General features: G+C 64.7%; 13 protein-coding genes and 1 riboswitch. Of the genes, 10 read left to right on the top strand and 3 right to left on the bottom strand.

Annotation, left to right across the window (positions count from 1 at the left end; genetic code table 11):
- The first annotated feature begins 38 nt into the window (after positions 1–38).
- Both aroC and ribB read left to right on the top strand, forming a co-directional pair.
- Positions 39–1,145: a chorismate synthase gene (aroC, locus tag EJ068_RS24905; RefSeq protein ID WP_127252856.1), complete on the top strand. Its 1,107-nt coding sequence runs from the start codon at positions 39–41 to the stop codon at positions 1,143–1,145.
- Positions 1,146–1,289: 144 nt separating this feature from the next.
- On the top strand, positions 1,290–2,390 hold the full coding sequence (ribB, locus tag EJ068_RS24910) for a 3,4-dihydroxy-2-butanone-4-phosphate synthase (protein ID WP_127252857.1): 1,101 nt from the start codon (positions 1,290–1,292) through the stop codon (positions 2,388–2,390).
- A 361-nt stretch (positions 2,391–2,751) separates the two neighbouring features.
- On the opposite strand, the gene EJ068_RS24915 is transcribed toward ribB, so the two are convergent.
- Positions 2,752–3,972, bottom strand: coding sequence for an MFS transporter (locus tag EJ068_RS24915; protein ID WP_127386308.1), 1,221 nt, complete (start codon positions 3,970–3,972; stop codon positions 2,752–2,754).
- Positions 3,973–4,092: 120 nt separating this feature from the next.
- Here EJ068_RS24915 and EJ068_RS24920 point away from each other — a divergent pair, with 120 nt between their 5' ends.
- Positions 4,093–4,686 (top strand): TetR/AcrR family transcriptional regulator, encoded by a 594-nt coding sequence (locus EJ068_RS24920; protein WP_127251359.1) that lies wholly within the window; start codon positions 4,093–4,095, stop codon positions 4,684–4,686.
- 130 nt (positions 4,687–4,816) lie between these two features.
- A complete protein-coding gene (locus EJ068_RS24925; protein ID WP_127251360.1) occupies positions 4,817–5,800 on the top strand; it encodes a hypothetical protein in 984 nt (327 codons plus the stop codon).
- Here the strand turns inward: EJ068_RS24925 and bluB are convergent, their stop codons facing one another.
- The gene (bluB, locus tag EJ068_RS24930) at positions 5,801–6,526 is read right to left on the bottom strand and encodes a 5,6-dimethylbenzimidazole synthase (protein WP_129554919.1); all 726 of its coding nucleotides are present in this window, start codon (positions 6,524–6,526) and stop codon (positions 5,801–5,803) included.
- Between the two features lie 42 nt (positions 6,527–6,568).
- Positions 6,569–6,746, bottom strand: a riboswitch (cobalamin riboswitch).
- Positions 6,747–6,861: 115 nt separating this feature from the next.
- Between bluB and EJ068_RS24935 the strand changes: the two genes are divergently transcribed.
- The 6 genes from EJ068_RS24935 (at position 6,862) to EJ068_RS24960 (ending at position 12,163) form a co-directional block, all read left to right on the top strand.
- Positions 6,862–7,788, top strand: coding sequence for a histone deacetylase family protein (locus tag EJ068_RS24935; RefSeq protein ID WP_127251362.1), 927 nt, complete (start codon positions 6,862–6,864; stop codon positions 7,786–7,788).
- Between the two features lie 3 nt (positions 7,789–7,791).
- A complete protein-coding gene (locus EJ068_RS24940; protein WP_127251363.1) occupies positions 7,792–8,043 on the top strand; it encodes an exodeoxyribonuclease VII small subunit in 252 nt (83 codons plus the stop codon).
- Positions 8,044–8,080: 37 nt separating this feature from the next.
- Positions 8,081–8,347, top strand: coding sequence for a DUF2277 family protein (locus tag EJ068_RS24945; RefSeq protein WP_127251364.1), 267 nt, complete (start codon positions 8,081–8,083; stop codon positions 8,345–8,347).
- Between the two features lie 9 nt (positions 8,348–8,356).
- Positions 8,357–9,277 (top strand): pirin family protein, encoded by a 921-nt coding sequence (locus EJ068_RS24950; protein WP_127251365.1) that lies wholly within the window; start codon positions 8,357–8,359, stop codon positions 9,275–9,277.
- 440 nt (positions 9,278–9,717) lie between these two features.
- Positions 9,718–11,625 (top strand): 1-deoxy-D-xylulose-5-phosphate synthase, encoded by a 1,908-nt coding sequence (gene dxs, locus EJ068_RS24955; RefSeq protein WP_127251366.1) that lies wholly within the window; start codon positions 9,718–9,720, stop codon positions 11,623–11,625.
- 250 nt (positions 11,626–11,875) lie between these two features.
- The gene (locus EJ068_RS24960; protein WP_126078567.1) at positions 11,876–12,163 is read left to right on the top strand and encodes a hypothetical protein; all 288 of its coding nucleotides are present in this window, start codon (positions 11,876–11,878) and stop codon (positions 12,161–12,163) included.
- On the opposite strand, the gene EJ068_RS24965 is transcribed toward EJ068_RS24960, so the two are convergent.
- Positions 12,160–12,561, bottom strand: coding sequence for a GFA family protein (locus tag EJ068_RS24965; RefSeq protein WP_127251367.1), 402 nt, complete (start codon positions 12,559–12,561; stop codon positions 12,160–12,162). The genes EJ068_RS24960 and EJ068_RS24965 overlap by 4 nt on opposite strands.
- Positions 12,562–12,643 lie beyond the last annotated feature (82 nt).

Raw genomic sequence — 12,643 nt, forward strand, 5'->3', positions numbered from 1 at the left:
AGCCGTAACCGGTTTTCCTCACCGGCAGGGCGTTTTTCATGTCTCACAACACATTCGGCCATCTCTTCCGCGTCACCACCTGGGGTGAAAGCCATGGCGCCGCGCTCGGCTGCGTTGTCGACGGCTGCCCGCCCGGCATCCGCTTCAAGCGCGAGGACATCCAGGCCGAGCTCGACCGCCGCCGCCCCGGACAGTCGCGCTTCGTCACCCAGCGCCGCGAGCCGGACGAGGTCAAGATCCTGTCCGGCTTCATCCTCGACGGGGATGGCGAGACGATGATCACCACTGGCACGCCTGTGTCGATGCTGATCGAGAATGTCGACCAGCGCTCCAATGACTATGGCGAGATCGCCCGCCAGTACCGGCCGGGCCATGCCGACTACACTTACGATGTCAAATACGGGTTGCGCGACCATCGCGGCGGCGGCCGCTCTTCGGCGCGCGAGACAGCGGCGCGGGTCGCGGCCGGCGCGCTGGCGCGCAGGGTTGTGCCCGGCATGACGGTGCGCGGCGCCCTGGTTGCGATGGGCGAAAAATCTATCGATCGCGCAAACTGGAACTGGAATTTCGTCGGCGACGCCGAAAACCCGTTCTTCACCCCGGATCCGGCATCTGTCCCGGTCTTCACCGAGTACCTGGACGGCATCCGCAAGGCCGGTTCCTCGGTCGGCGCAGTGATCGAGATCGTCGCCGACGGCGTGCCGCCCGGCCTTGGCGCGCCGATCTACGCCAAGCTCGACCAGGACATCGCGTCCGGCCTGATGTCGATCAACGCCGTCAAAGGCGTCGAGATCGGCAACGGCTTCGAGGCCGCCCGCATCACCGGCGAACAGAACGCCGACGAGATGCGCATGGGCAATGACGGCAAGCCGGTGTTCCTGTCCAACCATGCCGGCGGCATACTGGGCGGCATCTCGACCGGACAGCCGATCGTCGCCCGCTTCGCCGTCAAGCCGACCTCGTCGATCCTGACGCCGCGCAAATCGATCGACAAGGACGGCAAGGATGTCGAGGTGATGACCAAGGGCCGCCACGACCCCTGCGTCGGCATCCGCGCCGTGCCGATCGGCGAAGCCATGGTTGCCTGCGCCATCGCCGATCATTATCTGCGGCACAGAGGACAAACGGGGAAGGGAGGGGAGTAAGGCAGCAGGGCAGTAGGGCAGTAGGGCAGTAGGGCAGTAGGGCAGTAGGTTAATGCTGCCGCCCGCAGCCCGCCAAACTTTTTCCTTTTCCCTACTGCCTTACTGCCCTATTCCCGTACTCCCCTGCGAGCGAAGCGAGCACTTATGCCTTACGACCAGAAGAAGATCGTCGAAGCGATCCGCGCCTTCGAGCGCGGCGAGATCGTTGTCGTCATGGACGATGACGGACGCGAGAACGAGGGCGACCTGATCGTCGCCGCCGTGCACTGCACGCCGGAGAAGATGGCCTTCATCGTGCGCAACACCTCCGGCATCGTCTGCACGCCCATGCTGCGAGAGGATGCAAGGCGCCTGAATCTGGCGCCGATGGTGGCGGACAACGATTCCGCCCACACCACCGCCTTCACCGTCAGCGTCGATTTCAAGCATGGCACGACGACAGGCATCTCCGCCGACGACCGCACGCTGACCGTGCGCAACCTCGCCAACGGCAATGTCGGCCCGTCGGATTTCGTGCGCCCCGGTCACATCTTCCCGCTGATCGCGCGCGAAGGCGGCGTCTTGATGCGCTCCGGCCATACGGAGGCCGCGGTCGATCTCTGCAAGCTTGCCGGCCTGCCGCCGGTCGGCGTCATTTCTGAACTGGTCAATGACGATGGCACCGTCAAGCGCGGGCCGGAAGTGCAGGCTTTCGCGGAACAGCATGGCCTGAAGCAGGTGTCGGTGGCCGATCTCATCGCCTATCGCCAGCGCAAGGAAACCCTGGTCCAGCGCGTCGCCTGTTCCGACATCGAAACGCCAGGCGGCAAGGCGCAGGCCTTCACCTACACGCTGCCATGGGATTCCATGCACCACCTGGCGGTCGTCTTCGGCGACATCCGCGACGGCGAGGAGGTCCCGGTGCGCCTGCATCCGGAGGATGTCGTGACCGACGTGTTCGGCACCAGCCACCGGCTTGACGGCATCATGAAGGCGATGGGCGAGCGCAGGCGCGGTGTTATCGTCTATTTGCGCGAAGGCTCGGTCGGCGTCGCCCACCAGGAGCGCAAGCGGCCGCTAAGCGGCGACCGCGAGGATCACGAGGAAGCCCGCCGCCGCGAGAACGAATGGCGCGAGATCGGCCTCGGCGCCCAGATCCTCAAGGACCTCGGCATCTCCTCGATCAACCTGATCGCCTCGCGCGAGCGCCACTATGTCGGCCTCGAGGGCTTCGGCATCCACATCGCCAAGACCGAAATTCTTTAGTCGTCAAAGGGTTGACGAGCGGGAGGCCCTACGGCGGCGTTGCAGCCCGCGTGTCGCTGACTGACCGAAGCCTCGGCGACATAGGCGGTTGTCCGAACCCTCCGCAACGCAGGCGATTGGCCGAAACCTATCCGACGTCGTCATCCACGGGCGGAGCAAGGAGCGAAGCGACGCGCGCAGACCCGAGGATCCATTCCGTGACTTTCACGCGTTGCGACAGTGCAGAATTCCGCTCCGTAGCGTCCTACGATCAAGGTCACGGAAAGGATCCTCGGGTCTCCGCTCGGCTGCGCGTCGCTTCGCCCGTGGATGACGACGTCGCGTAGGTCTCGGGCTAACCGCAACGTCGGCCAAATAACCGTCACTCCGCAGGCGCCACCGCTTCGCCTCTGTCCACATCGCAATCGTCCGTCGCCAGCCGGCATTGACCAGCAAGCACGGTGACCAGTGCGACCCCTCCTGCAGCCACCGAGACCCAAAATCCGTTCTGTGGACCGAAAGTGTCGACCATCCAGCCGGCGGCGAAGGAACCCAGCGCCATGCCGATGCCGATGCCGGTCGTTACCCAGGTGACGCCCTCGGTGAGCATCGCGGCCGGCACGTGGCGTTCAATCAGGCCGAAGGCGGTGATGAAGGTCGGCGAGATCGCGACGCCGCTGACGAACACCGCCAGCGCCAGCGTCGGCACGGTGTCGACGAAAAGCAACGGCAAAGTGGTGAGCGCGATCACGGTGACCGCGAGCGCCAGCTGCCGCTGCAGCGGCGCCTTCAGGCTGAGCGCGCCAACGATGATTCCAACCACGAAGGATCCCAGCGCATAGACGCCGATGACGAGGCTCGCCGCCTCGGGCTGGCCGAGCGCCTTGGTGATAGCGACGGTGGTGACTTCCGTGGTGGCGAAGGTCGCGCCGACGAAGATCAGCGCGAAGGTGATAATCTGGACCGCGCGCAGGCGGATCGCCGAACCGGTCGCGCCATGTTCGGCCGGGCGGATGGGTGGTTCGGAAGAGCGCTGCAGCAGGAATGCCGCCGAGCCCAGCGCAAGCAGCAGTGTGCTGACGACCATGCCGGCTTCGGGAAACAGCGCTGCGCTCAACCCCACCGACAGCGAGGCGCCTGCGACATAGACCAGCTCGTCGGCGGCCGATTCGAAGGCGAAGGCGGTGTTCAACTCCGGCCGATCGTGAAAGATCTCGGTCCAGCGCGCCCTGACCAGCGCCGGGATGCTGGGCATGGCGGCGGCGAGCAGGGCCGAACCGAACAAGGTCCAAGCCGGCCAGTGCCGGTTGGCCGCGATAATCAATGTCACGAAGGCAAGCGCCGAGACAAGCGTCATGGGTGCTGCGATCGCCGTCTGGCCGCGGCGGTCCACCAGCCGCGATACCTGCGGCGAAAGAAAAGCGTTGACCAGCGCATAGGTGGCCGAGACGGCGCCGGCCAGCCAATATTCGCCATGCGTCTGCGACAGCATCGCCACGATGCCGATCGGTGCCATTGCGATCGGCAAGCGCGCGACGAAGGCGGCTGTGGCGAAGCCTTTCGTGCCAGGAGCCCGAAAGATGTCCACATAGGGGTTTCGCATGATCCTGCTCCTCGACAAGGGTGCATACCACAATTACATACGTTGCGTATGAATGTGAGATAGTTCATACGCCGCGTATGTCGATTGGCATACGAAGCGTATGTGAATAGGGCCAGAGCCATGCACAGACCGCGCAAGGAGATGATCGCCGAGACGCGCGCCAAGCTGATCGCGGCCGCCCGCCACGCCTTCGGCACGGTCGGCTATGCCGAGTCCTCGATGGACGATTTCACCGCGTCGGCCGGCCTCACGCGCGGCGCGCTCTACCATCATTTCGGCGACAAGAAGGGGCTGCTGCAGGCCGTGATCGCCGAGATCGACCGCGAAATGGCCTTGCGCGTCAACGAGGTGGCCTCGAGGGCGCCGACGCGCTGGCAGCATTTCGTCGACGAGTGCACCACCTATATCGAGATGGCGCTGGAGCCGGAAATCCAGCGCATCATGTTCCGCGACGGCCCGGCGGTGCTCGGTGACCCGGCGCAGTGGCCGAATGCCAGCGCTTGCATCGCCTCGATGACCGACCACCTGACGAAGCTGCAGGAAGAGGGCGTGGTCGTCACCGATGTCGACCCTGAGACAACCTCGCGGCTGATCAATGGTGCCAGCAGCCAGGCCGCGCAGCGCATCGCCAATTCGAATGATCCGGAAGCCACCTCGAAGAAGGCGATCGCCGCCTTCAAGCAACTGCTCGAAGGCTTACGCCAAAAGCCCTGAGGCACGCTTGGGTAACCAAGCCACCGCGTTGTGCACCGGTTTCGGGCCGGTGCAACCCTGCCGCGATTGACAATCTATGGGGCGAGCGCATCCTCCTGCGCCATCTCTTAGGGCGTGGAGAGTCGGGGCCATGTGGGACTTCAGCATTGGCCGGTCTGTGTCCATCATGATGCGGACATGGCCGTTCATCGTCTTTCGCATGATCGTCTATTTCGGCATCACAGTCGCCTACATCATGGCGACCGGCACGGGCGCCAGCGTCGGCTACGGTGTCGGTCATATCTCGACCGATCCGGATGGACCGATGTCCTTTGCGCTGTGGGGTGGCGTGGTCGGCTTCGGCATCGTGTCGATCGCCGTCTACTGGATCCGCGAATACATCCTTTATGTGCTGAAAGCCGGCCATATCGCCGTCATGGTACATCTGATCGACGGCCATGACGTGCCCGACGGCCAGGGCCAGATCGCCTATGCCAAGGAAGTGGTCAGCCAGCGTTTCGCCGAGGCCAACATCCTTTTCGTCGTGGACCAGCTGGTCAAGGGCGCCATCCGCGCCATCACCGGCCTGATCGGCGGCGTTGCCGCCTTCCTGCCCATTCCGGGCCTGAGCGGCCTAGTCAGCTTCATCAACACGGTGATCCGCCTGTCTCTGACCTATGTCGACGAAATCATCCTCGGCTACAACATCCGCATCAATTCGAACTCGCCCTTCGAGACGGCCCGGCAAGGCGTCGTGCTTTACGCCCAGAACGGCAAGCACATGGTCAAGAACGCCGTGTGGCTGGCGGTGATCATGTGGGGCGTGTCCTTCGTCATCTTCCTGTTGATGCTGGCGCCCGCCGCCGCGATCCTGTGGGTCATGCCCGGACAATTGGCCGGCTGGGCCTTCGTGCTGGCCATCGTCTTTGCCTGGGCCTTCAAGGCGGCCTTCATCGAGCCCTTCGCCATCGCCTCGCTGATGCAGGTCTATTTCGAAGCCATCGAAGGCCAGGTGCCCAACCCCGAATGGGACACGCGGCTCGCCGAGGCCTCGTCCAAATTCAGGGAGCTGCGCGACAAGGCGCTGGGCTCCTTCGGCGGCGGCTCGCGCTGGGATACGCCCCGGGCCGCTTGATCACTGCTGGCGACCTAGCCTTGCAATCGCCGACTTGAGCGGCGCCTCGCCGGCGCCGCGAAACGTCTCGCTCATCACCAACTCGGGCAGCGGCAGACGCTTGGCCCAGCCATGCGCCTCGAGGTCGGGCCTCGGCGCGAATTCCGAGACGGGGCCGACGCAGAGATAGGCGATCGGCGTGACATGCTCCGGGATCGACAGAAGCCGCTTCAGCGCCTCCATCTCGATGATGCTCACCCAGCCGACGCCGACGCCTTCGGCGCGTGCCGCCAGCCAGAAATTCTGCACCGCGCAGACGGTGCTGTAGAGATCCATCTCCGGATTGTGCCAGCGCCCGAGCGGCGAGTCCTTCGAGCGCTGCCGGTCGCAGGTGATGCAAAGATTGAGCGCGCTTTCGCAGATGCCTTCGAGTTTCAGCTTCCGGTAGAGCGCCTGCCGTTCCGCCTCGATCGCCGGCAATTCCTGCTCGCGCGCGGCGAGGAACAGGTCGCGCACCTGTCTGCGCCGCTCGGCATCACGGATGACGATGAAATTCCACGGCTGCATGTAGCCAACAGACGGCGCATGGTGCGCGGCGGTGAGAAGCCGCGCCAGCACACAGTCATCCAGATTGTCGGGTACAAAATGGCTGCGCACGTCGCGCCTGGTGAACATCGCCCGGTACACCGCGTCGCGCGCCAATTGGTCAAAGTCGTCGCCACACGCGGCGATCGCTGCTGCCGTCATCGCTTTTCCCCTTGCGACAAGCAGTCCCCCGCCTGACCAAGCGGAAAACCATGTCTGCCGGGCCGGTCTTCTGGCTCGGGATCGTCCCGCTCCGGCGCCTTCCCGTCATCGACAGTGGCATTTGCCGGCGCGGTCCCCCTCACAGCGTTGGGCACGCCACGGAATAAAACCGTGTTCCCGATTCTCCCGCGTCGCGGGCACCAGGCAGCGGGACGACCTTACCGCGAAGTTCGGCACCCGCCAATGGCGCGGACGACATGGGCTGGCGCAATTTCCCCAGCCATTCGGCTTTTCAAACATGGTCATTACGGCCGCGGGTGCCTAGATTAGGCGCCATGGCCACCCGTCTCTACACGCACTCAATCTTCCTCGAACACCTCACGCCGCCCGGCCACCCCGAGCGGCCCGACCGCCTGCGCGCCATCGAGCGCGTGCTGGACGACGAGGCGTTTTCGGCGCTCGACCGCGTCAAGGCGCCGGAAGGCGATGAGAAAACCATCCTCTATGCGCACCCCGAGACTTTCGTCGAGCGCGTGCGTGCGGCGATCCCTCGGACCGGCATCGTCTCGATCGATGCCGACACCAGCGCCAGCCCGAAAAGCTGGCAGGCCGCGGTGACGGCGATCGGCGCGGCCAACGCGGCGGTCGACGACGTCTTCGAGGGCCGCGCCTCAAATGTCTTCGTCGCCGCCCGCCCGCCGGGACATCATGCCGAAAAGGCTACGGCGATGGGTTTCTGCCTGTTCAACACGGCGGCCATCGCCGCCCGCTATGCGCAGAAGAAGCATCAGGCCGAGCGCGTCGCCATCGTCGATTGGGACGTCCATCATGGCAACGGCACGCAGGACATCTTTTGGGACGACCCGTCGGTGCTCTACTGCTCGACCCACCAGATGCCGCTCTACCCGGGCACCGGGGCGAAGAGCGAGACCGGCGCCGGCAACATCGTCAACGCGCCGCTCGCGCCGCGGACCGGCAGCGACATGTTCCGCGACGCCTTCCTGTCGCGCGTGCTGCCGTCGATCGATGCGTTCGCGCCGGACCTGATCATCATTTCTGCCGGCTTCGACGCGCATCACCGCGATCCGCTGGCCGAGATCAATCTGACCGAGGACGATTTCGACTGGGCGACCGGCCAGTTGATGGAACGCGCCGGCCGCCACAGCTCCAACAGGCTCGTCAGCCTGCTGGAAGGCGGCTACGATCTGCAGGGACTGGCATTTTCAGTCGCCGCCCATGTCGGGCGGCTGATGAAGGGATAGGGTATGGCAGTGGAAGGCAATGAGGACGTCAAGACGATGAGCTTCGAACAGGCGCTCGACGCGCTGGAGAAGATCGTTGATGACCTGGAGCGCGGCGACGTGCCGCTCGACCAGTCGATCAAGATCTATGAGCGCGGCGAGGCGCTGAAGGCGCATTGCGACCGGCTGCTCAAGGCGGCCGAGGACAAGGTCGAGAAGATCAGGCTGTCGCGCGACGGCAAGCCGGTGGGCACGGAGCCGCTCGACGCGGAATAGTTTGGGTGGCAGAGCAAGCAGGTAAGGAGTTCAAGCCATGTGCCGCAACATCAAGACCCTGGCCAATTTCGAGCCGCCGGCGACCAATGACGAGGTGCATGACGCAGCGCTGCAATTTGTGCGCAAGCTGAGCGGCTCGACCAAGCCGTCCAAGCGCAACGAGCATGCTTTCTATCACGCCGTGGAGGCGATTGCGGCCGCCGCGCGCGAATTGATCGATTCGCTCGAAACCAGCCAGGAACCGCGCAATCGCGAGGAAGAGGCCGCCAAGGCGAAGGCCAGGTCGGCGCTGCTTTTCGCCTGAGGGAACATCATGAGCTTTTTTCCGGGAAACGACCCTGAACCAGGCGACGCTTTCGCCTGCGACCAGATCGAGCTGATGGTCATCCCCAACGCCAAGGATATCGGCGGGTTCGAGGTGCGCCGCGCCTTGCCGACGGCAAAGCGTCGTCTGGTCGGGCCGTTCATCTTCTTTGATCGCATGGGCCCGGCCATCCTGCGCGCCGGCCACGCGCTCGATGTGCGCCCGCACCCGCATATCGGGCTCTCCACCGTCACCTATCTGTTCGACGGCAAGATCAGGCACCGCGACTCGCTCGGCACCGAGATGGTGATCGCACCCGGCGACGTGAATTTGATGACCGCCGGGCGCGGCATCGTTCACTCCGAGCGCACGCCGGAGGAACTGCGCGGCGCGCCGATGTCGGTCTCCGGCCTGCAGACCTGGCTGGCGCTGCCGGACGGCAAGGAGGAGATCGCCCCGGTCTTCGCGAACACGTCCGTCGCCCGCTTGCCGCAGATCGATGCCGAAGGCGTCAGCGGCCGCGTCGTCATTGGCGAGTTCTCCGGCCTGCGCTCGCCGGTCGCGACCGCATCGGACACGCTTTACGCCGATCTGCGCCTGGCGGCGGGCGCCAGCGTGCAGATCCCCGCCGATGCCGAGGAACGCGCCATCTACACGCTGGAAGGCGACGTCTCGATCGCCGGCGATGTTTTTCCGGCCGAGCGGCTCCTTGTGTTCAAGCCGGGCGAGGAGATCGTCGTCTCCTCCGAGCGCGGCGCGCATTTCATGCTGTTCGGCGGCGCCTCGCTGGGTTCCCAGCGCTACATCTGGTGGAATTTCGTCTCGTCCTCGAAGGAACGCATCGAACAGGCCAAGCAGGAATGGAAGACTGGCCGCTTCGATATCGTTCCTGGCGATGAGGAGGACTTCATTCCGCTGCCTGAGGGTTAGTTCTCGAGCACACAGAATTTTTAACGGCTCGGATATGCGTTTCTAGGTGCATGCCTTGGCGATTGGCCGAAACGTCCCTTGCGTCGTCATCCTATGGCGGAGCAAGGAGCGAAGCGACGCGGCGCAGACCATAGGATCCATGCCGTGACTTCCAAGCGTTGCAACGGTGCAGAATTCTGCTCCGCTGCGCTCTTCGGCCAGAGTCACGGCATGGATTCCAGGGTCTCCGGGACGGAGCTTCGCTCCTGCTTCGCCCTGGAATGACGACGTTGGGGGGCTTCCGCCAATTCCAGCCGTTTTCGATGGCTTGCCAAAACAAGCAGCGCCGCGCGTCACTGACGCGCATTTACATTCGCTTGGCGGCGGCCTATGCCGCGCATGATTAAGGCGCAATCTGCTGGTAGCGCCGTGTTCGATCAATTGAGGCAGGACGCGCCCGAGTGAAGCCAGACACGCCGCTGCTCGACAAGGTTCGCATTCCCGCGGACCTGCGGACGCTCGATGAGAGCGCGCTGCCGCAGCTTGCCGCCGAACTCCGCGCCGAACTCATCGACGCCGTTTCGCAGACGGGTGGCCATCTCGGCGCCGGCCTCGGCGTCGTCGAGCTGACGGTCGCGCTGCACTATGTCTTCAACACGCCACAGGACCGGCTGATCTGGGACGTCGGCCACCAGGCCTATCCGCACAAGATCCTGACCGGCCGCCGCGACCGCATCCGCACGCTGCGCCAGGAAGGCGGCCTTTCCGGTTTCACCCGGCGCGCCGAGAGTGAATACGACCCATTCGGAGCCGCGCATTCCTCAACCTCGATTTCGGCCGGTCTCGGCATGGCCATGGGACGCGACCTGTCGGGTGGCCGCAACAATGTCATTTCCGTTATCGGCGACGGCTCGATGTCGGCCGGCATGGCTTTCGAGGCGCTGAACAATGCCGGCGCGCTGGATGCTCGCCTCATCGTCATTCTCAACGACAACGATATGTCGATCGCGCCGCCGACCGGCGCTATGAGCGCCTATCTGGCCAGGCTCGCCTCCGGCAAGGCGTATCTCGGCTTACGCGATTTCGGCAAGAAGCTGACCTCCTATCTCGGCAAGCGCGCCGACCGCGCCATCACCCGCGCAGTCGAGCATGCGCGCGGCTATGTCACCGGCGGCACGCTGTTCGAGGAACTCGGCTTCTATCACATCGGCCCGATTGACGGGCACAATCTCGAGCACCTGATCCCGGTGCTGAAGAATGTGCGCGACAACGGCAAGGGTCCGGTGCTGATCCATGTCGTGACCCAGAAGGGCAAGGGCTACGCGCCGGCCGAGGCCGCGGCCGACAAATATCACGGCGTCAACAAGTTCGACGTCATCACCGGCGCGCAGGCCAAGGCGCCGGCCAACGCACCCGCCTACACCAAGGTCTTCGCCGAGAGCCTGATCCAGGAAGCGCGGGAGGACGAGCGCATCGTCGCCATCACCGCCGCCATGCCGAGCGGCACCGGCCTCGACCTGTTCGGCGAGGTGTTCCCGGAGCGGACCTTCGATGTCGGCATCGCGGAGCAGCACGCGGTCACCTTCGCCGCTGGCCTTGCCACCGAAGGCTACAAGCCTTTCGCCGCCATCTACTCGACCTTCCTGCAGCGCGCCTACGACCAGGTTGTCCACGACGTGGCGATCCAGAAGCTGCCGGTGCGTTTTCCCATCGATCGCGCCGGCTTCGTTGGCGCCGACGGCGCCACCCACTGCGGCGCCTTCGACACGACCTTTCTCGCGACGCTGCCGGGCTTCGTCGTCATGGCCGCGGCCGACGAGGCGGAGCTTCGCCATATGGTGCGCACGGCGGCGTCCTATGATGACGGTCCGATCGCATTCCGGTATCCGCGCGGCAACGGCGTCGGCGTCGACATGCCGGAGCGCGGCTCGGTCCTCGAGATCGGCAAGGGCCGTGTCTTGAAAGAGGGTACCAAGGTCGCGCTGCTTTCCTTCGGCACGCGGCTGCAGGACTGCCTGCTGGCGGCCGAGGAACTCGGCGCCGCGGGCCTTTCCACCACCGTCGCCGACGCCCGCTTCGCCAAGCCGCTGGACGAGGATCTGATCCGGCGCCTCGCCCGTTCGCATGAGGTGCTGGTGACCGTGGAGGAGGGCGCCATCGGCGGCTTCGCTGCCCAAGTCCTGCATTTCCTTGCCCATCAAGGCCTCTTGGAAAGCGGCCTCAAGGTGCGCCCGCTGGTCTTGCCGGACGTCTTCACCGACCACGCCAAACCCGAAAAGATGTATGCCGATGCCGGCCTGGATTCGGCGGGCATCGTGCGCACGGTCTTCGCGACGCTCGGCCATGGCGTGCAGGCGCAGCGCGCCTGAATCAGGACTTCAACACGCTGAATCGGTTTGCCGGCTTCCGGCCGTAAGCTTTTGTTAACGCTTCCGTTTGGCGGTTCGCTTACCCTGTCTCTTGGCCGATTTTCAACGGCGCCCTGCTAAGACCTTGGCCCCAGAGCAATTAAGGAAAAGAGTGAGCGGTTTTCCGCCCGGAATTGCATAAAAACAAAGGGATAGAGCGGTTCGCCATTTCGCTGAAACGGTGAAACGCTCTAGGCAGGGGATAAGAACAATGAAGTCGTTTTTTTGCGGCACGGCCTTGCTGGCCGCCATGGCCGCGCCGGCGACAGCCGAAACGCGTTACGACCGCAATATCGAAAAGGCGGCGATGGACATCGTCGCCGCCAAGATGGGCAGCATCCGCGGCGGCTTCTCCTACAAGCAGAGGCCTCAACTCGTCATGCCGCCGGATGCTACGCCCGTCGCACCCACTCCGGTTGAACCGCCGCGCAAGGAAGCCTCCGGCAATGACGGCCTGACACCGGCTGTCGAGCGCCGCGTCTCCCGGACCGTTTTCTAAAACCACACATCGCGCACGCAGCGGCCGTCGCGCGGCAGGTCGTCAAACGTATCGAGCCCATCGAAATGATCGATCGGCAGGTCGGCGACGTCTTCGGGCGGCGCCAGCCTGACATTGACGGCGATGCGCGTGCGGCCGCTCTTGGCCGCGCGCAGGCCGCGCCAGGCGACCACGCAGGCGCAGGTCGGGCAGAACAGGATTTCCAGCGCGGGCTCCGTCACCTCGGCGCGCGTATAGGACTTCAGCGGTCCCGCGATACGGATGCGCTCGTCGAGATAGTCATACGCCCAGAGCGCGCCGTAGCGGCGGCAAAGCGTGCAGTTGCAGGCGGTGATTCCGCCGGGATCGCCTTCCAGCGTCCAATGGGCCGCGCCGCAATGACAGGTCCCCTTCAGCATCGACTCCTCCGATCGACAGCCCGCGTGGCGGCATTCTGCAGTCTCTTGCGCGGTATTCAAACCCATTGCGTTAGCGCTTGGC

The sequence above is a fragment of the Mesorhizobium sp. M2A.F.Ca.ET.043.02.1.1 genome (assembly GCF_003952405.1).
Lineage (GTDB): Bacteria > Pseudomonadota > Alphaproteobacteria > Rhizobiales > Rhizobiaceae > Mesorhizobium.